Genomic DNA, 16,026 nt, shown 5'->3' on the forward strand with positions numbered 1-16,026 from the left:
CGCCGCCGGTGGGGACGGGGCTCGGGGCGGGGTGGTCACCGGGCGGTCGCCCGCCGCCGGTGAGGCGGCGGACGCCACGCCACGGCCCCCGTTGACGGTCCGATCCCCACGGTGCCGTGGGCGGGTGGGTATCGGGCCGCTCGGTGTCAGTCTGCCGCGCCGCGGTTGTCCACGGACGCCGATGGGTTGACGATCCGTGCCGGCTCGGTTGGCTGCTCGGCCCGCCAGGTCTGCGGTCCGACGCCGTGCGCCTTGCGGAAGATCCGGCTGAAGTGCGTCTTGTCGGGGAAGCCCCAGCGGGCGGCGATCGCCTGGATCGGCTGGCCGCGCAGGCCGGGGTCGGCGAGGTCGCGCCGGCAGCGGGCCAGCCGTAGCTCGCGGATGTACGACGCGATCGTCGACTCCTCGGCCGCGAAGAGCCGGTGCAGGGTGCGCAGCGAGACGTGGTGGGCGTCGGCCACCACCTGAGGGCTCAGCGTGGCGTCCCCGAGATGCCGCTGGACGTACGCCCGCATCTGGGTCAGGAGTGCCCGCCGGCGGACCTCGGCCGGCATCGCGTCCTCCGCCACCAGGTGCCGGCCGAGCATGGTGGCCGCCAGGTCGAGCGCGACGGTGCCGAGTGGGACGGCCTCGGTGGCGTGATATTGCTCGGGATGGTGGGCCACCTGGCGCAGGAACTGGGCGAGCAGCGCGCCGATCCCCTCGGTGCCCGACATCCGGGCACCGAGCAGGGGTGCCAGCCGGTCCGGCGGCAGCGGCAGCGCGGCGTGCGGGATGATCGTCACGACGGACCGGGCGGGCTCGTGGCCGCCGTCGTCGCCGCCGTGCCGCACCCCGTGCGGCCGGGAGCCGTCGTAGAAGATGAACTCCTCGGGCCCCAGGTCGCTGCTGCGGCCGGCCTGGCTGACCGCGCCGTCGCCGTCGACGGTGAGCGCCAGCATGTAGATCTCCGGGGCCGACTCGCGCATCACCCTCGGCGTCAGGACGCCCTCCAGCGAGGGGTACCGGTAGTTGACCACCTGGATCGGGCCGAGTTCGACGATCTCCGCCCGGGCGGCGAAGTCGTGCGCGTGTTCGGTGCGGATCCGCAGCGGCGACGCCGTCCGCGCCACCATGTCGAGCCACAACTCGAAGCGTTCGGCTGCGGGCGCCTGCTCGGTGTCGAGGGTGGTTCGCGACAGCATGAAGTCCCCTCCCCGGTCGTCGACGCCATGGCCCGTCCATTGTCCACGGTGGGCGGGGGACAGCCGGCGGCGGCACCGGACCAGGTCCGGTGCCGCCGCCGTCGTTCTCGCGTCAGTCGTTGAGCACCTGGGAGAGCCGGTCACGGAAACGCCGCTCCGAGTCGCTGACGACGTCGCCGCCGAGGCCCAGGATCCCGCCGCTGGACGCCGCGCCCACCACCTGCTCGGCGATGTCCACCAACCAGAGCTTGTAGGCGCCGGCCTCGCCCTCGTCCGTCCGGTCGGCCAGCAACGCCGCCGCCTGCTTGGCCCGCACCAGCACGTCCTCCAGGTAGGCGCGCGGATCGGACGGCGCGATGACGGGCATCTCCTCGCCGGCCTCCGGGTCGCCCACCCGCGAGACGATCTCGCCGGCGACGGCCGCGACCAGGGCGTTGGCGGACCCCCGGCCGGCGGCGATGGTCTCGAGACCGGCCGCGTTCTCCGCCATGGTGCGCCGGGTGCCGTCGGACTCGGCGGCGCTCGCCGCGGTCAGCACCGACTGCGGCAGGCCGACCAGCAGCCCCCACTCCTGGTCGGAGAATCCGAATCCGGTGTACGCCGGCTCCTCGATCACGAATGCCCCTCTCGCATTGGTTTCGCTCGTCGTCGACGGCCCCGCCAGCGGTGCCCGGCTCAGGCTAGTCGAGTGTCAGCAGGCCCTGTTCGGACACCACGCTGACCGACAGCGTCTTGTACCCCACCTCGTCGAAGAGAACCGTCATCCGGTCCTCCTCGTAGCTCAGCACCAGGCCGGAGCCCCACTCGGGGTGCCGGACCTGGCTGTGCACCGGGAACGGCCCGACCGCGCCGTCGTCGGGGGTGCTGGTGCCGGCGTGACAGTTGTCGCAGTGCCCGCAGACCTCGGTCATCTGCTCACCGAAGTAGGCCAGCAACGTCTGCCCCCGGCAGGCGGTGGTCTCGGCGAAGGCCCGCATCATGTCCGTACGCGAGCGGGTCACGGTCTGCTGCCGTTCGGCCTCGGCGAGGGCCGCCGCGGCGGCGTCCACGGGCGCGGGGGAGTAGCGGGGGGCGCCGATGCGTTGCCGCGCCCTCGGCTCGGCCGCGCCCACCTGCTCCAACAGGGCCAGATACTGCCCGAGCTTGCGCGGGCCGAGGCCGGTGACCTCGCGCAACTCCTTGCGGGTACGCGCCTTCGTGCGCAGCAGCGCGGACAGGTCGCGCAGCTCGCCCTCGTTCGGCAGGCCGCCGCTGAAGAAGCGCTGCAACCCGACGTCCTCGGCCTGCCACAGCAGCAGGACCCGGGCGGGGGCGCCGTCCCGGCCGGCCCGCCCGATCTCCTGGAAGTAGCTGTCCGGCGAGTCGGGCAGCGCCATGTGCACCACCCAGGCGATGTTCGGCTTGTCGATGCCCATGCCGAACGCCGAGGTGGCGACCATGATCGGCACCTGGTCGGCGAGGAACGCCTCGTGCAGTTCGGCGCGGGCGCCGGCCGCCATCCCGCCGTGGTAGTACTGCGCCGGGTGGCCGGCGTCGGTGAGTTGGGTCGCCAGTTCCTCGGCGGAACGCCGGGTGGGCACGTAGATGATGCCGGGCCGGGTGTCGTCACGCAGCAGGGTGAGCAGCCGCCGCCACCGGTAGTCCTCCGTCGGGCAGTGCGCCACCTCGAGGAAGAGGTTCGGCCGGTCCAGCCCGGAGACCACCACCTCGGGCTCGCGCAGCCGCAGCCGGGCGATGATGTCGTCGCGTACGGGCGGGGAGGCCGTGGCGGTCAGCGCCACCACCGGTGGCCGGCCGATGCCGTCGATGAGGTGCCCGAGCGCCAGGTAGTCGGGACGGAAGTCGTGCCCCCAGGCGGAGATGCAGTGCGCCTCGTCGATCGCCACCAGCGCCGGTTTCAGCGCCTTCACCTCGGCCATCCGGTCGGCGTTGGTGAGCTGCTCGGGGGTGATGAAGAGGAACTCCGCCCGCCCGTCGCGGATCTCGGCGATCGCCTGCGCCTGCTGGGTGGCCGACTCGTTGGAGCTGATCCGCACCGCGCGCAGCTCGGGTCGCTGCCGCTCGTTGAGCGCCGCGATCTGGTCCTGCTGGAGGGCGAGCAGCGGCGAGATCACCACTGTCGGTCCGGGGATCAGGCTGGCCGGGATCTGGTAGATCGCCGACTTGCCGGCGCCGGTGGGCAGGACCACCAGGGCGTCGCGGCGTTTCATCACCGCCCGCATGGCGGCCAGTTGGTGGGGCCGCAGCGCGGTCCAGCCGAAAAGGCTCCTGGCCGCGCGGCGCAGCGTCGTCGAGTGCGTGGACAGTTTCATCGAGGGCCGGAGGTACCCCCTGTGATCCACGGCGAAACGCCCACCGGAGATCGTCGGGGCGCCCGCCGGCACACCGGCCCGGCAGCGGTCCGGGATCCGGTGGGTGCTCACGTGAGCCGTCCCGATCTGGTCGAGCGGCGGCTCTGTCGCTCGGTTCGCGCGCCGCCCCGGTCAGCGTCGGAACATCGCGCGGATCGCGACGAGCAGCAACAGGCCGCCGGCCACCAGGCCGAGCAGGCGTACGCCGGGGATGTCGGCCGGGCTCGTGGCGTCGGCAAGCAGCAGGGTCTCCATCCTCGGAACTCTCCCCAGCGCGCGGCCGGACGGCAACTGTAAGGTTTATTGACTAATTAAGCGGGTGGTGTGACCATGGCAGCACCGCCGCCGCTGGCGGGCCGCTGGACGCGGAGAAGACGGGGGTACGACGACCGCATGAGCGAGCGACACCACAGCCACCACCCGGGCCGGCCGGCGTGAACGGGCGCGAGCCGACCATGGCGCACCTCGGGACGCCGCCCCGCGCTTGCGCGCGCCGGACCGGGGTGCCGGCGTGAGCGCCCCCGGCGGAAGCCTGCCGGCGCTCGCCGCCGCCGTCCTGCAACCGGGCTTCGTCGGCACCGCCCCGCCGCCCTGGATCTGCCGGTGGCTCGGCGAGGGCCTCGGCTCGGTGGTGCTCTTCGCCCGCAACGTCGTCGACCCGGAGCAGGTGGCCGCCCTCACCGCCACCCTGCGCGCCGAACGCCCCGACGTCGTCGTCGCCATCGACGAGGAGGCCGGCGACGTGACCCGGATCGAGTCGGCCCGGGGCAGCTCCCGGCCCGGCAACCTCGCCCTCGGCGCGGTGGACGATCCGGCGCTGACCGAGGAGGTGGCCCGCGACCTGGGCGTCGACCTCGCCGCGCTCGGCATCACCCTCAACTACGCCCCCGACGCGGACGTCAACTCCAACCCGGCCAACCCGGTGATCGGCGTACGCGCCTTCGGCGCCGAGCCGGCGCTGGTCGCCCGGCACACCGCCGCCTGGGTGCGGGGCCTGCAGGCCGGCGGGGTCGCCGCCTGCGCGAAGCACTTTCCCGGGCACGGCGACACCCGCGTCGACTCGCACCACGACCTGCCCGTCATCGCCGCCGACCGGGCTCGCCTCGACGCCGTGGAGCTGGCCCCGTTCCGGGCCGCCGTGGCCGCCGGGGTGCAGGCGGTGATGACCGGTCACCTGCTGGTGCCGGCGCTGGACCCGGAGCTGCCGGCGACCCTCAGCGACCGGATCCTGGGCGGGCTGCTCCGCGACGAGCTGGGCTTCTGCGGCGTCGTGGTCACCGACGCGGTGGAGATGCGGGCGGTCGCCGACCGGTACGGCTTCGCGGGCGCGACGGTGCGCGCCCTGGCCGCCGGCGCCGACGCGATCTGCGTCGGCGGTGAGCACGCCGACGAGGGCTCGGCCCGGCTGCTGCGCGACGCCATCGTCGCCGCGGTCGTCGCCGGCGACCTGCCGGAGGAACGCCTCGCCGAGGCGGCCAAACGGGTCGGTCAGCTCGCCGCCTGGTCGGTCGCCGCACGGGCCGAGCGACCGCACCGGCACCGCCCGAGCGCCGACGGTTCGACGGTCGGGCTGGCCGCCGCCCGCCGGGCGCTGCGGGTCACCGCCGCGCACGGCGGCGTCGGCGCGCTGCCACTGACCGGCCCCGCGCACGTGGTCGAGTTCGAGCCGCCGCGCAACATCGCGATCGGCCGGGAGACCCCGTGGGGCCTCGCCGACCCGCTCGCCGGCCTGCTGGCCGGCACCACCACCGTCCGGTACACCGAGGCCGACGTGCCCGCCGACCCGACGGCCGGGGCGGGCGGCCGGTGCGTCGTGCTGGTGGTGCGCGACCTGCACCGGCACGACTGGATGCGGGCGGCGGTGGCCCGCGCGCTGGCCGCCCGCCCGGACGCGGTCGTGGTCGAGTTGGGCGTGCCCGCGCTGGTCACGGGGGCGGTGCACGTCGCCACCCACGGTGCCACCCGGGCCGCCGCGCGGGCCGCCGTCGGGTTGCTGACCGGGCGCTGACCGGCCCGTCCGCCGCCCGCGGCCCCAGCCGGCCGGGGTGGCGCCCGTCTGCGGATCGCCGGCCGGGGGTGCCCGCCTGCGGCCCCGCCGGCCGCGGTGGTGCGCGCCCCGGCCCGCCGGGTGCCCCCGGCGCACGGTCAGCCGGTGACCCGGCCGTCGCGCCCCGGGCCGCCGGCGAGCCGGTCCACCTCGTCGAGCAGCCGGTCGACCTCGTCGACGGTGTTGTAGTGGTACAGGCTGGCGCGTACCGCACCGCCGCTGTCGCGCAGCCCCATCGCCTGGAAGTACTCGTAGGCGTAGTAGTCGCCAGCCGAGAGGCAGAAGCCGGCCGCGCCGAGCTTCTCCTGGGTCTCCTGCGGGGTGAGCGTGGCCAGCCGGAAGGACACCGTCGGGCAGCGCCGCGCGGGGGAGCCGAGGACCCTGACCCCGGGCAGCGCGGCCAGGCCGGCGAGCAGCCGCTCCAGCAGCGACTCCTCGTACGCGCGCGCCGCCGTCAGCCCGGCGAGCAGGCGCTCGCGCCGGCTTCCCGTGGCCGTGGGGTCCAGCCCGGCCAGGTGGTCCACGGCGGCGGCGACGCCGGCCAGCAGGGGGAAGCTCGGGGTGCCGTACTCGAAGCGCTCCGGCACCGTGTCGGCCGACGGCAGCAGCTTCGCCGGGCGCAGCCGCTCCCACGCCGCCGGGTCGGCCGCCATCGCGGCCAGGTGCGGCCCCGACCACTTGTAGGCGCTGGTGACCAGGAAGTCGGCGCCCGACGCGGCGAGGTCGGTGGGCCCGTGCGGCACCGAGTGCACCCCGTCCACGCAGACCAGCGCGCCGGCCGCGTGCGCGATGGCGGCGATCGCCGCCACGTCCGGGACCGTGCCGGTCGCGTTGCTGCCCGCGGTCACCGCGACCAGCCGGGTCCGCTCGCCGACCAGCTCCGCGTAGCGGGCCGCCGGCAGCTCCGCGGTGTCCCGGTCGAACTCGGCCCAGCGCACCGTCGCGCCGGCCGCCTCGGCGGCCTGCACCCAGGGGCGCACGTTGGCGTCGTGGTCGAGCCGGGAGAGCACCACCTCGTCGCCGGGCCGCCAGCCGGCGCCGAGGGTCCGCGCCAGCGTGTACGTCAGGGCGGTGGCGCTGGGCCCGAGCACCACCCCGGCGGGCTCGGCGCCGAGCAGGTCGGCCACGGCCGAGCGGGCGGCGGCCACCATCTCCAGCGACCGCCGCCCGGGCGCGAAGGCCGCGCTGCGGTTGCCCACCGCCGCGCGCATGGCTGCGGTGACCGCGTCGATCACCGGGCCGGCGGTCTGGGTGCCCCCGGCGCCGTCGAGGTGGACGAAGCCCTCGGCGAGGGCGGGGTAGGTGGCCCGGGTGCGGGCGATGTCGAACGGCATGACCGGGACCCTAACCCCGCGACGGGCGTCCCACCTGCGCGGACGATCGCACGCTGCCGGGGTGGCCTGCGTCTCGTACCCTTGTCGGGGTGACGAACCGACGTGTTGCCTCCCCGCTGACCCCCACCCGCCGGGCCGCCGGCCTGCTCACCGGCCTGGCGCTCGGCGTCGCCGTGCTCGCCGGTTGCAGCTCCGAGGGCGCCAGCACCGACTGCGGCCTGGACGCCTGCACGGTCACCTTCGACCGGGGCGTGGACGCCAGCGCCACCATCCTCGGCGTGGAGGCCAAGCTGGTCGGCGCGCAGGGCGACCAGGTGACCGTCGAGGTCGCCGGCGAGCAGCTTTCGCTCACGACCGGCCAGCAGGCCACCGAGGTCGGCGGCTTCGCGGTGACGCTGGACAGCGTCACCGACCAGGAGGTCAAGATCCGGGTTTCGAGGAATCCCGGCAGCTAGTGGCCCGCGGGCGGCGGTGGCCGACGTTTGGAAATCTTCGTATTCGGTGATTGTGGCGGCATGTCACTTACCCGGAACGCCGAAGCCACCGCCTCCCGCACAGCGAACAGCAGGTGGCTCGAACTGCTCGCCCGAGTCGGCTTCATCGGCTACGGCATCGTGCACCTCCTGTTCGCCTGGCTGGCGCTGCAGATCGCGTTCGGCAAGCCCTCCGACGACGGCGACCAGTCCGGGGCCCTGCGCACCATCGCCGCCCAGCCGCTGGGCAAGTTCCTCGTCGTGACGATCGCCGTCGGCCTGCTCGCCATGGCGATCTGGCAGGGGCTGGAGGCGGCCGTCGGGCACCGCGCCGAGCGCGGTAAGGAAAGGGTCATGGAGCGGGTCGCCTCCGCCGGCCGGACCCTGGTCTACCTCTACTTCGCCTGGACGGCCTTCAAGGTCTTCAAGGACGCCAGCTCCAACAGCGCCGACCAGCAGGAGGCGCTGACCGGCAAGGCCATGGAGTCCTCCGGCGGCCGGTGGCTGGTCGGTCTGGTCGGGCTCGGTCTCGCCGCGATCGGCGTCGGCCTGGTGATCTACGGCCTGATCAAGCGCTTCGAGAAGCACCTCAAGACCGGTGAGATGAACGCCAAGACCCGCCAGCTCACCCGCCGGCTCGGCATGGCCGGTTACATCTCCAAGGGCACCGCGTACGCCATCTCCGGTCTGCTGATCATCGTGGCCGCCGTCAACTACGACCCGGAGAAGGCGCGCGGTCTGGACGCGGCGCTGCACACGCTGCGCGAGCAGGCCTACGGCCAGCTGCTGCTCATCCTGGTGGCGCTCGGTATCGCCGCCTTCGGCGTGTTCTGCTTCCTCCAGTCCCGGTACCGCAAGGTCTGAGCCTGGTCGATTCCGGTGACGCCGGGCATCATTGGGCCTTTGCCCGAGAACGGGTGCCCGGCGTCAGGAAGAGGAAAGAACCTGTGCAGAGCTACCTCGGGACGGTCGTCGCCACGCTCGCCGCGGCGGCGATCGCCCTGTTCGCGGTGGGGGTCGTGCACCGCGTGATCCGGCGCGTCGGCGGGCGCTCGCTGCTGCTGGCCGAGCTCACCGACCACGCCCACCGCTCGATCCAGGTCGCCGCCACCGTTCTCGCCGTCCAGTTCGCGGTGCGGTTCAGCACCGGCTACGCGGTCGGTGAGCAGTGGCGACAGGTGCTGCTGCACCTGCTCGTGCTGGGCGTCATCGGCAGCGTCGCCTGGCTGGTCGCCTCGCTGCTCGTCGTGGCGGAGGACACCGCGCTGGCCCGGTTCCGGATGGACGTGCCGGACAACCGGCACGCGCGGCGGGTGCGTACCCAGGTGGTGATGCTGCGTCGCCTGACGATCGCGGTGATCGTGGTGCTGGCGGTCGGCGTGATGCTGATGACCTTCCCGGCCGTGCGCGGCATCGGTGCCGGCGTGCTGACCAGTGCCGGTGTGGCCGGTGTGGTGGCGGCGCTGGCCGCGCAGAGCCTGCTGAGCAACGTCTTCGCCGGCCTCCAGCTCGCCTTCAGCGACGCGGTCCGCCTCGACGACGTGGTGGTGGTCGAGGGGGAGTGGGGCCGGATCGAGGAGCTGACGCTCAGCTATGTGGTCGTGCAGATCTGGGACGACCGGCGGCTGATCCTGCCCACCTCGTACTTCACCACGAAGCCGTTCCAGAACTGGACCCGCACCGAGGCGGCGGTGCTCGGCACCGCCGAGTTCGACGTCGACTGGGCGGTGCCGGTGCAGGCGATGCGGGAGGAACTGCGCCGGCTGGTGGAGAACACCGAGCTGTGGGACGGCCGGGTCTGCGTACTGCAGGTGACCGACGCCACAGGCGGGACGGTCAAGATCCGGGCCCTGGTCAGCGCCGCCGACGCCGGCAGCCTGTTCGACCTGCGTTGCCTGGTCCGTGAGAACCTGGTCGCCTGGATCCGGGACCACCTGCCGGCCGCCCTGCCCCGGATGCGCACCGAGATCGGTGACGCGGAGAGCAACCTGGCGTGGCAGTGGGTGCGTCCGCGCCGGCCGGCGGGTGGGCGTACCGACACCGAGGTGCCCGACGACGCCCGGGTCTTCGGCGGCAGCGACGACGGCGAGGCCCGCAACGAGGCATTCGTCGGCCCCGACGAGCCCGCCGAGTCCCGCCGCTGACCCCGGTTCCGACAGCGGGACGTGGCTCGGCGGAAGTCGGGCGAACGCCGCGGCGGTGGGCGGGGTCGTGACCTGTGCGGGGTGGGGACGGTTGGAGGGGTGGGTGGATCGCGCCCTCCGGTGCCCGCGCGTACGCCCTGCGCCGGCTCGGAGGTTTGGTCCGGCGTTTCGTGGGGACCTGCGGTGCGACGCCTCTGTACCTTCTTCCGCGCCGGCCGCCGGCCCGGGGGACGCGACGAATCCGGGCCCTCCGGCCGCCGCGCGAAGGATTGGCGAGCGGCGACTCCGGGCATACAGCGCGGGAATGATGAAAGGAGGACAGCATGGCTGACGTGGCGAATGCCCGCTCATCCCCCAACGGGAGCGAGCCGTCCACCGCCGAACTGGTGCAGCGGGCCACGGAGCAGGTCTCCCGTCTGGTCCGTGACGAACTTGCCCTGGCCCGGGCGGAGTTGACCGAGAAGGGTAAGCACGCCGGTATCGGCATCGGTCTCTTCGGCGGGGGCGGGGCGCTGGCGCTCTTCGGCCTGGGCGCCCTGGTCGCCACCGCGATCCTGCTGCTCGACCTGGTGCTCCCGGCCTGGGCGGCGGCCCTGATCGTGGCGGTGGTGCTCTTCGCGCTGGCCGGCGTCCTCGCCCTGGTGGGCAAGAAGCAGGTCAGCCAGGCGGTCCCGCCGGTGCCGGAAGCCGCGGTACGCAGCGTCCGGGCGGACGTGGACACGGTCACCGCAGCCGTGAAGGACAGGGGGCGGGCATGACGACTGGCAACGGCCGGGGCACCGGCGACACCGAGGCGCTGCGGGAGGAGATCCGGCGGACCCGGGTCGAGCTGGGGGAGACGGTGGAGGCGTTGGCGGCCAAGGCCGACGTCAAGGCGCGGCTGCGTTCCTCGGCCGAGCAGGCGAAGGAACGCATGCGTGGCCAGGCGGCGCAGACCGTGGCCCGGGTGCGTGAGCAGGCGGCGCAGAAGGCGCAGCTCGCGCGGGGGCAGGCGCAGGAGGGCGGCGCGGTCGTACGGCGCAACCCGACGCCGTTCGTGGCCCTGGCGGCCGGCGCGGTGGCCGCCGTGATCGTGCTGATGATCGTTCGTGGGAGGCAGCGGTGAGCAGGGGGATCGGCAAGAGCGCGTACAAGCCGGTGGGGGTGCTGATGGGCCTCGCCGCCGGCGCGGTGGCGGGGGCGATCTTCCGGCAGGTGTGGAAGATGACGGCGGGCGACGGCGAAGCGCCCGACGCCACCGACGAGGACCGTGGCTGGGGCGAGATCCTGGCGGCGGCGGCGTTGCAGGGCGCCATCTTCTCGGTCGTCCGGGCCGCCGTCGACCGGGGCGGTGCGGTGGGCGTACGCCGGATGACCGGCAGCTGGCCGGACTGACCACAATGACGACGAAAGGTCCCCGTACGCCGCCCGGTGTGCGGGGACTTTCGCTTGCTGGCAAGGGCCCACCCAGCGGATCTTCGGCAGCCTTCAGGGCACATGTCGAGGAATTTCGTCCGGTACTCTGTGCAGAGTTTTCGCTACGTGGTTTGCTGGTCCACGCTGTTGCGAGACGGCGTGGGTCGAGAGAGGTTTCCTTTACCGGGGGCCGCCTCAGGCGCCGCTGCTCGAAAACGGCCAATCGGCCGCACGGCGTGCTCGGCCGCCAGTTTTAGAAGGAGATTCACATGGCGCAGGGAACCGTGAAGTGGTTCAACGCAGACAAGGGCTTCGGCTTCATCACCGTCGACGGCGGAGGTGCTGACGTCTTCGTCCACTTCTCGGCCATCCAGTCCAGCGGCTACCGCACGCTGGAGGAGAATCAGCGGGTGGAGTTCGAGATCGCCCAGGGTCAGAAGGGTCCGCAGGCCGAGCAGGTCCGCCCCGTCTGAGCAGTGCCGGTCGGCAGCCGCCGGCCACTGCGATGATCCGGCGTCCCGGATCATCGACAAGCCCCGTATCCCGTCCGGGATGCGGGGCTTTCCGCGCTTTCGGCGACACCGATCGGTCGGCCGGTGCGGCACCGGGCGGCCGATCGGCGCGGGCGTTCAGCGGCGGCGGCGGGCCCGCAGCCCGAACCAGAGCGCGATCAGTCCGATCAGGACGACGAGGGGCCCGATGAGGGCCCAGATCCGTCGGTCGGTCATCACGCTGCCCTCGACGTAGCCGAGGCCCTGCACCGTCCACAGCGCACCGCCGACCACGGCGAGCAACCCGAGGGTGAGCGGCAGCCAGCCCTTCATCGCGAATTCCCTCCGTCGATCCCCGTTTCGGTGACCCGGCCCGGCGCCGGTGCTGCACCCGCGGGGTTGGCCCGAGCGTCCCGGCGCGCTGCCCCGGGCCGGAGGCGGGTGCGCTGTTGCATGGACCGAGCCTAGTGATCGGGTTGCCCGGCCGCGCGACGGGCCGTACCTTGCAACAAGACGGACGTACGGTTTGGGAGGCTGCCATGTGGGATCCGACGGCGTACCGGCGCTACGGCGACGAACGGGCCCGACCCTTTCACGACCTGCTCGCCCGGGTCCCGGCCGACCGGCCACGCGCCGTGGTCGACCTCGGCTGCGGCCCCGGCAACCTGACCGCCCTCCTCGCCGCACGCTGGCCGGGCAGCCGGGTCGCCGGCCTCGACTCGTCCCCGGAGATGATCGCGGACGCCACCGCGGCCGGGGTCACCTTCGCGGTGGGCGACGTGCGGCACTGGCACCCGGAACCCGACGTCGACGTGGTGGTCAGCAACGCCGTGCTCCAGTGGGTGCCCGGCCACCGGGAGCTGCTCACCCGCTGGGCCCGCGAGCTGCCCCCCGGGGCCTGGTTGGCCGTGCAGGTGCCGGGCAACTTCGACGCGCCCTCGCACCGGGCGCTGCGCGAGGTGGCCGACCGCCCGGCGTGGCGCGCCGACGTCGCCCCGCTGCTGCGCCGGCCCCCCGCCGACGACACCGCCGTCGGCTACGCCGAGCTGATGACCGGTGCCGGCTGCGCGGTCGACGCCTGGGAGACTCTGTACGTGCACCTGTTACCGGCCCGCCCCGACGCGGAGCACCCCGTGCTGGGCTGGCTGGAGGGCACCGCGCTGCGGCCGGTCCGGGCGGCCCTCGACGCCGCCGGCTGGTCCGACTTCCGGGCCGAGCTGGGCGTACGCCTCGCCGAGGCGTACCCGGTGCGGCACGACCAGGTGCACTTCCCGTTCCGCCGCGTCTTCTTCGTCGCCCGCACCGGCGCCCGCGCAGAGGAGAACCAGTGACCGACCTGCAAACCTTCATCGCCGGACTGCCCAAGGTGGAGCTGCACGTGCACCACGTCGGCTCCGCCTCGCCGCGGATCGTCGCCGAGCTGGCCGCCCGCCACGAGGGGCGCAGCCCCGTGCCCGCCGACCCGGCCGCGCTCGCCGACTACTTCGCCTTCCGCGACTTCGCGCACTTCATCGAGGTCTACCTGAGCGTCGTGGACCTCGTCCGCGACCCCGACGACGTCTGGCTGCTCACCCACGAGGTCGCCCGCGAGCTGGCCCGCCAGCAGGTCCGCTACGCCGAGCTGACCGTCACGCCCTACTCGCACGTGCACCGGGGGATCCCCGCGCCCGCGTTCTGCGAGGCGATCGAGGACGCCCGCAAGCGGGCCGAGGCGGACTTCGGCATCGAACTGCGCTGGTGCTTCGACATCCCCGGCGAGGCCGGCCTGGCCGCCGCCGAGGAGACGCTGCGGATCTCGCTGGAGCAGCGCCCGGACGGCCTGGTCAGCTTCGGCCTCGGCGGCCCGGAGATCGGGGTGCCCCGGCCGCAGTTCAAGCCGTACTTCGACCGGGCGCGGGCGGCCGGGCTGCGTTCGGTGCCGCACGCCGGCGAGACCACCGGCCCGCAGACCGTCTGGGACGCGCTGCGCGAACTCGGCGCGGAGCGGATCGGGCACGGCATCTCCGCCGCCCGGGACCCGGATCTGCTGGCCTATCTCGCCGAGCGCCGGATCCCGCTGGAGGTCTGCCCGACGTCCAACGTGCGCACCCGGGCGGTCGCCCGCATCGAGGAGCACCCGCTTCGGCAGTTGGTCGAGGCCGGCGTGCTGGTCACCATCAACTCCGACGACCCGCCGATGTTCGGCACCACCCTCAACGACGAGTACGCCGTGGCGGCCCGGCTGCTCGACACGGGCGCGCAGGGGCTGGCGGGGCTGGCGCGCGACGCGGTGACCGCCTCGTTCCTGCGACCCGGGGCCAAGCAGCGGATCACCGCCGAGATCGACGCCCACCTGGCCACGGCGCTGCGCTGAACGGGTGGGTGGGGGGCGCGCGGCGGGAGTAGGTGTGGGGGACCGGTCTCCCGCCGCGCGCCGGGTTCCACCGGCCGTGGGTGGGTGCCCGAGGCGGTGACCGGTGGAAGTGCTGGGTTCGGCTCAGATCCTGCCAGCGCCGGCACCGGGCGACGGGGTGGTTAATCCCGATCTAAGGAAGACTTGCGCCGCCCCACAGCCCGGCCGACCAGACCGAACCGGCTGACCTGCCGGGGCGTCGCCTCCGGGTCGGCGAGCAGCATCACCACGCTCGCCCCGCCGAGCCGGGCCCGGTCGATGCTGACCGAACCGCTCGCCTGTAGCGCCACCCGCCTGGCGATGTCCAGCCCCAGCCCGGTGGAGCCCTGGTCGCTGGCCCCGCGGCGCAGCGCCCGGTCCGGATTGGCGATCCCGGGGCCGGCGTCGTCGATCCGGATGGCCACGTACCCGTCGCGGCGGGAGACCGCCACCTCGAACGCCGTGCCCTGCGGGGTGTAGCGGAAGACGTTGCCGATCACCGCGTCCAGCGCGGCGGCCAGCTCGGCCCGGGGCACCGGCGCCGGAATGCGTAGCTGGGCGCCGCTGACCCGGTGCGGGCGGTTCTGGTCGCCGGCCAGCGCGGCCCAGAACACCATCCGGTCGCGGACCACCTCGCTGACGTCGCACATCGCCGGCCCGGCCTCGTGCGCGACCGTCTTGCGGGTGGTCTTGATCAGCACGTCGATCTCGCCCTCCAGGGTGACGATCGCCTGCCGGATCCGCCGGATGCCGCGCCGCCGGTCCAGCTCCGCCTCGCTGAACGAGCCCACGCTGGTGTCGTCGGACTCCAACGCCTCCGCGTCGAGCCGCAGCACCGTCAACGGGGTACGCAGCCGGTGCGACAGGTCGGCGACCAGCTCCCGCTCGTCGGTACGGGCCGCGTCCAGCCGGTCCGCCATCCGGTTGAAGGCGTGCCCCGCCTCGGCCAGTTCCCGGGGGCCGCTCGGGTCGACGCGTACCCCCTGGTCGCCGTCGCCGATCGCGAGCGCCGCCCGGACCAGGCTCCGGGCCGAGTCGACGGCGCGGGCGGCGGCGCGGTCCACCACCAGCACCGCCGCGCCGACCAGGGCGGCGGCCACCCCGAGCAGCGACAGCCACCGGCCGCCACCGCCCAGCGCCGAGTCGGGCACGAAGACCTCGACCACGGCCGTGCGGTCACCGAGCACCACCGGGTCCAGCCGGAGCAGCCCGCCATCGACGTCGACGACCAGGGAGCGCCGCTCGGCGCGCGCCCGCGCCAGGCTCGCCGGGTCGGCCCGGGCCGCCGGCTCGTCCGCCCCGAGCCCGTGCACCACCGGCCGGGTGGCCGGGTCGTCGCCGCTGGCCGCCACGGCCCGCCGCACCACAGCGGCGTCGGTGCTGACGGTGAGCGCGCCGGTCACCAGGGCGCTGCGCCGGGCGGCGTCCGCGAGGGCCTCCTCGCGCGCCCGGTCGCCGAGGCTCACGGCGAGCGGGACGAGGAACGCGAGCGCGACCAGGGCGCACACGCCGGCGGTGAGCAGGGCCAGCGTCGGCCTCAGTCCGGCGCCACCAGCCGGAAGCCGACCCCCCGCACGGTGCGCAGGTAGCGCGACTTCGCCGCGGACTCGCCCATTTTGCGGCGTAGCCAGTAGAGGTGAACGTCGATGGTCTGGTCCTCGCCGACCGATGGCTGCCGCCATACCTCCTCCAGAAGTTCCCGGCGGGACACTACCCGGCCCGGTCGTGCGGCGAGATACGCCAGCAGGTCGAATTCCTTGCGGGTCAGCGCCAGCGGCTCGCCGTCGAGGTGGGCGCTGCGGGCCCCGACGTCGACCCGTAGCCCGCCGACGCTGTGCACGGCCGGCTGCACCGTGCGGCTGGCCCGCCCGGCCCGGCGCAGCACGGTGGTGATCCGCGCGTCCAGGTGCGCGCCGGTGAACGGCTTGACCATGTAGTCGTCGGCGCCGGCGCGCAGCAGCCGGACCATGGACTGCTCGTCGTCGCGGGCGGTGGCGATGATGATCGGCACGTCGGTGATGCCGCGCAGCATCCGCAGCGCGTCGGAGCCGTCGAGGTCGGGCAGACCGAGGTCGAGCACCACGAGGTCGGGGGTCTCGGCCGCCACCCGGCGCAGGGCGTCCAGCGCGGTGCCCACGGCGTGCACGGCGTGCCCCCGGTCGGCGAGGGAGCGCAGCATCGCGCCGCGCACGACGTGATCGTCTTCGACCAGGAGCACGGTGGCCACAGCAAGACC

The 16,026-nt window shown here is 74.1% G+C and carries 18 protein-coding genes; 10 read left to right on the forward strand and 8 right to left on the reverse strand.

The window, feature by feature from the left end:
- Window positions 1-146: 146 nt before the first annotated feature.
- The 4 genes from ACQ452_RS10255 to ACQ452_RS10270 form a co-directional block, all read right to left on the reverse strand.
- The gene (locus ACQ452_RS10255; RefSeq protein WP_433392588.1) at window positions 147-1,184 is read right to left on the reverse strand and encodes a helix-turn-helix domain-containing protein; all 1,038 of its coding nucleotides are present in this window, start codon (window positions 1,182-1,184) and stop codon (window positions 147-149) included.
- Window positions 1,185-1,296: 112 nt separating this feature from the next.
- Window positions 1,297-1,800: a hypothetical protein gene (locus ACQ452_RS10260; RefSeq protein WP_433392590.1), complete on the reverse strand. Its 504-nt coding sequence runs from the start codon at window positions 1,798-1,800 to the stop codon at window positions 1,297-1,299.
- A 64-nt stretch (window positions 1,801-1,864) separates the two neighbouring features.
- Window positions 1,865-3,496, reverse strand: coding sequence for a RecQ family ATP-dependent DNA helicase (locus ACQ452_RS10265; protein ID WP_433392592.1), 1,632 nt, complete (start codon window positions 3,494-3,496; stop codon window positions 1,865-1,867).
- Between the two features lie 171 nt (window positions 3,497-3,667).
- Window positions 3,668-3,790, reverse strand: a complete 123-nt coding sequence (locus ACQ452_RS10270; RefSeq protein ID WP_433392594.1) for a hypothetical protein — start codon at window positions 3,788-3,790, stop codon at window positions 3,668-3,670.
- Window positions 3,791-4,046: 256 nt separating this feature from the next.
- Between ACQ452_RS10270 and ACQ452_RS10275 the strand changes: the two genes are divergently transcribed.
- Window positions 4,047-5,543: a glycoside hydrolase family 3 protein gene (locus ACQ452_RS10275; protein WP_433392596.1), complete on the forward strand. Its 1,497-nt coding sequence runs from the start codon at window positions 4,047-4,049 to the stop codon at window positions 5,541-5,543.
- Window positions 5,544-5,680: 137 nt separating this feature from the next.
- Here ACQ452_RS10275 and ACQ452_RS10280 read toward each other — a convergent pair whose 3' ends face one another.
- Window positions 5,681-6,916: a cysteine desulfurase-like protein gene (locus tag ACQ452_RS10280; RefSeq protein ID WP_433392598.1), complete on the reverse strand. Its 1,236-nt coding sequence runs from the start codon at window positions 6,914-6,916 to the stop codon at window positions 5,681-5,683.
- 89 nt (window positions 6,917-7,005) lie between these two features.
- Here ACQ452_RS10280 and ACQ452_RS10285 point away from each other — a divergent pair, with 89 nt between their 5' ends.
- The 7 genes from ACQ452_RS10285 (at window position 7,006) to ACQ452_RS10315 (ending at window position 11,401) form a co-directional block, all read left to right on the forward strand.
- On the forward strand, window positions 7,006-7,371 hold the full coding sequence (locus ACQ452_RS10285) for a hypothetical protein (protein WP_433392599.1): 366 nt from the start codon (window positions 7,006-7,008) through the stop codon (window positions 7,369-7,371).
- Between the two features lie 60 nt (window positions 7,372-7,431).
- Window positions 7,432-8,253 (forward strand): DUF1206 domain-containing protein, encoded by an 822-nt coding sequence (locus ACQ452_RS10290; protein ID WP_433392601.1) that lies wholly within the window; start codon window positions 7,432-7,434, stop codon window positions 8,251-8,253.
- Window positions 8,254-8,336: 83 nt separating this feature from the next.
- On the forward strand, window positions 8,337-9,533 hold the full coding sequence (locus ACQ452_RS10295; protein ID WP_433392603.1) for a mechanosensitive ion channel family protein: 1,197 nt from the start codon (window positions 8,337-8,339) through the stop codon (window positions 9,531-9,533).
- A 323-nt stretch (window positions 9,534-9,856) separates the two neighbouring features.
- Entirely contained in the window at window positions 9,857-10,291 is a 435-nt protein-coding gene (locus ACQ452_RS10300) for a phage holin family protein (RefSeq protein ID WP_433392605.1), read from the forward strand.
- Window positions 10,288-10,638 (forward strand): DUF3618 domain-containing protein, encoded by a 351-nt coding sequence (locus ACQ452_RS10305; RefSeq protein WP_433392607.1) that lies wholly within the window; start codon window positions 10,288-10,290, stop codon window positions 10,636-10,638. The genes ACQ452_RS10300 and ACQ452_RS10305 overlap by 4 nt, the downstream gene beginning before the upstream one ends.
- Window positions 10,635-10,907, forward strand: a complete 273-nt coding sequence (locus ACQ452_RS10310; protein WP_433392609.1) for a DUF4235 domain-containing protein — start codon at window positions 10,635-10,637, stop codon at window positions 10,905-10,907. The genes ACQ452_RS10305 and ACQ452_RS10310 overlap by 4 nt, the downstream gene beginning before the upstream one ends.
- A gap of 290 nt (window positions 10,908-11,197) precedes the next feature.
- On the forward strand, window positions 11,198-11,401 hold the full coding sequence (locus tag ACQ452_RS10315) for a cold-shock protein (protein WP_091633263.1): 204 nt from the start codon (window positions 11,198-11,200) through the stop codon (window positions 11,399-11,401).
- A gap of 156 nt (window positions 11,402-11,557) precedes the next feature.
- Here the strand turns inward: ACQ452_RS10315 and ACQ452_RS10320 are convergent, their stop codons facing one another.
- On the reverse strand, window positions 11,558-11,752 hold the full coding sequence (locus ACQ452_RS10320; protein WP_433392611.1) for a hypothetical protein: 195 nt from the start codon (window positions 11,750-11,752) through the stop codon (window positions 11,558-11,560).
- A gap of 206 nt (window positions 11,753-11,958) precedes the next feature.
- On the opposite strand from ACQ452_RS10320, the gene ACQ452_RS10325 reads away from it, so the two are divergent.
- Both ACQ452_RS10325 and ACQ452_RS10330 read left to right on the forward strand, forming a co-directional pair.
- A complete protein-coding gene (locus ACQ452_RS10325; protein WP_433392613.1) occupies window positions 11,959-12,750 on the forward strand; it encodes a trans-aconitate 2-methyltransferase in 792 nt (263 codons plus the stop codon).
- The gene (locus tag ACQ452_RS10330) at window positions 12,747-13,772 is read left to right on the forward strand and encodes an adenosine deaminase (protein ID WP_433392615.1); all 1,026 of its coding nucleotides are present in this window, start codon (window positions 12,747-12,749) and stop codon (window positions 13,770-13,772) included. Before ACQ452_RS10325 ends, ACQ452_RS10330 begins: the two co-directional genes overlap by 4 nt.
- A gap of 161 nt (window positions 13,773-13,933) precedes the next feature.
- Here the strand turns inward: ACQ452_RS10330 and ACQ452_RS10335 are convergent, their stop codons facing one another.
- Together ACQ452_RS10335 and ACQ452_RS10340 are read right to left on the reverse strand one after the other, a co-directional pair.
- Window positions 13,934-15,298 (reverse strand): HAMP domain-containing sensor histidine kinase, encoded by a 1,365-nt coding sequence (locus tag ACQ452_RS10335; RefSeq protein ID WP_433392617.1) that lies wholly within the window; start codon window positions 15,296-15,298, stop codon window positions 13,934-13,936.
- A 29-nt stretch (window positions 15,299-15,327) separates the two neighbouring features.
- Complete coding sequence (locus ACQ452_RS10340; RefSeq protein WP_433392619.1) at window positions 15,328-16,017, reverse strand: response regulator transcription factor; 690 nt, start codon at window positions 16,015-16,017, stop codon at window positions 15,328-15,330.
- Window positions 16,018-16,026: the final 9 nt, after the last annotated feature.

This window comes from Micromonospora sp. KLBMP9576 (assembly GCF_050941805.1).
Taxonomy (GTDB): domain Bacteria; phylum Actinomycetota; class Actinomycetes; order Mycobacteriales; family Micromonosporaceae; genus Micromonospora.